This window comes from Trichocoleus sp. DQ-U1, assembly GCF_039961925.1.
In the GTDB taxonomy this organism is placed as follows: Bacteria; Cyanobacteriota; Cyanobacteriia; order Cyanobacteriales; family FACHB-T130; genus FACHB-T130.
Genome location: NZ_JAMPKB010000172.1, coordinates 1 through 2,182 on the forward strand (window position 1 = coordinate 1; position 2,182 = coordinate 2,182).

General features: G+C 45.6%; 1 protein-coding gene. It reads right to left on the reverse strand.

Features of this window, described 5'->3' with window-relative positions; translation table 11 throughout:
* Positions 1-1,952: tetratricopeptide repeat-containing serine protease family protein (locus NDI34_RS28055; protein WP_348234490.1), on the reverse strand; the 1,952-nt coding region annotated here is incomplete at its 3' end.
* Positions 1,953-2,182: the final 230 nt, after the last annotated feature.

The window sequence follows — 2,182 nt, forward strand, 5'->3', positions numbered from 1 at the left end:
GGCTTGATTTCAATCACTTTACTGTAGGCGGAGATCGCATCTGGGTAACGTTTTAATCCCTCCAGAACTACACCTCGCAACTGATGAAGGTAAGAGTCCGTGGGATCTAGTTCAATTGCTCTGTCATAGGATGCCAGCGCTTCTTGATATCGGTTTAATAAGAAAAGTACCAAGCCTCGCAAACGCCAAGCCGGAGCAAATTTTGGCTCAAGTCGAGTTGTTATATCAAAGAACTGAAAAGCTTGTTGATGTAGTTCTGGGAACCTAAACATGTTCAAGCCCATTGCATAAGCAGCTTGATAGAAATCAGGCTTGAGTCGAATTGCGTTATTAAAAGCTACAAAGGCTTCTAAGAATTTTCCTACTCGCGACAGTTGATTGCCATAATTCAGCCAGTCGATAGCATCAGCAGTATCTTTGGGTATTGCCCCTATGGGAAGTAAATATTCTCGAATTAAATCTTCTTCTTGCTCAGTGAGTGGGGATGGTGCAGTAGTTTCTACCTTTAATTTTGGCTCTATTCCTACCTGTGACACTATGCTCAAAAAGGTACTAATTAGAATGCCCAAACTATCTCCAAGCTGAATTGTTCGTGTTTGCCCAGCTTGATCTACTGTTATTTCTCCTTCCGCTCGTCCGTGAATTCCAATTACTCGCCCACGGGTATCTAACACTGCACCGCCACTCATTCCACCCGCAGTAATATTGTTATAAACCAGCTCATAACCGTCAGTTAAAGAACCTGAATCCTTTAGAAAGAAAAATTTAACTTCTTCACTGGAACCATGCCCAACAGTCAACAGACGCCTGGGTTTTTCATTGCTTCCTTGTGTTGAACCAGCCCATCCAGAGATAAAAACAAATCGACCTTCCCTGCCTAAATCATAGTTGCCCAGAGTTGCTACTTGGTAAGTCTGGTTGCTGGTGAATTGCAATACTGCTAAATCCACTCCGGGCAATCTTTTCACCGTGCCATAGTTCACCGGATAGCACCTGCCATCAACTGTTGTCACTTCATATTTCTGTGCTTCATACTTCACCACATGATCCGCTGTGAGGACATAATATGTGTCACCACGCTGGGCGATAATTACTCCAGAACCATTATTGCCATCTGACCTATCGATTCGCACCGTAATCTCTTTGGCAATGCGGTCTACATCCTTCACCAGATTCGGTGTCGTCAATTGGGGCACCGCCTGCACCACAGTTTGAATCGGCACACCCCAACTGGAGCGAGTAATTTGTTCCCGTTGGGTATCGCTAGGCTTGGAACCATCCTGAAACACATAAGGGTTGCCAAACAGGGGATAGGCATGGACGCCATTAATGCCGATGAGTTCACCCTGACGATTGAGTATTGGTCCCCCGCTCATGCCTTTCTGAATATCATTGGTGTACCCTATCCGGTAGCCTCCTTGCAAAGCTTTATCTGGCAACAGCCCGATTTTGCCAGTGGTAAAAGCAAGCGTCTTGACATCAAAAGGGAACCCAGCTGCAAACACTTCATCATTTACTGCCAAGGTTGATGAAGTTGCCAGCGATGCCACAGCATAATTATCGCCAAAGCTAGAAAACTGCAATAATGCCAAATCGTTCCCAGCAAAATTGACACTCTTTACCACCTCAGCTAAATAAATCCGATCATCCGGCGTTTGGATGCGATACGGTTCTCCTGGTGTCAGGACGTGCTGATTGGTCACAACGGTATAAACTTGTCCTTGCTTGGCAATTAAAGTCCCCGAACCACCGTTATTTCCAGAGAAGACTTTAACAGTGATCGACTCAGCCTGCTGTTGCACCTTGTCTGCGGTTGTCAGCTGGTTCGCCGCACAACTGGGCGCAAATAAACCGTTATCCTGCACCTTTTTTCCAATCAGCCCAATACCGCCAATAGAGACAGCTGTAATAATTCCGCTACAGGCGATTAAGACAATTTTGCGGTGCTTCATATTTTAAATTCAAATGCATCTCGATTTGGGATACAAACGCCTGTAGGGGCGAAGCATTCGGGCAATAAGACTTGCATCTCAACACGGATTTTTATATCCGAATGCTTCGCCCTGCTTGGAACCTGTATCTACCGAATGAACCGACACCCATCGAGAGGGTGAAGCATTCGGGAATAGATATCTGAGATTACTCGATAGATTGTCGCGCGAATGCTTCGCTCCTACTTGCC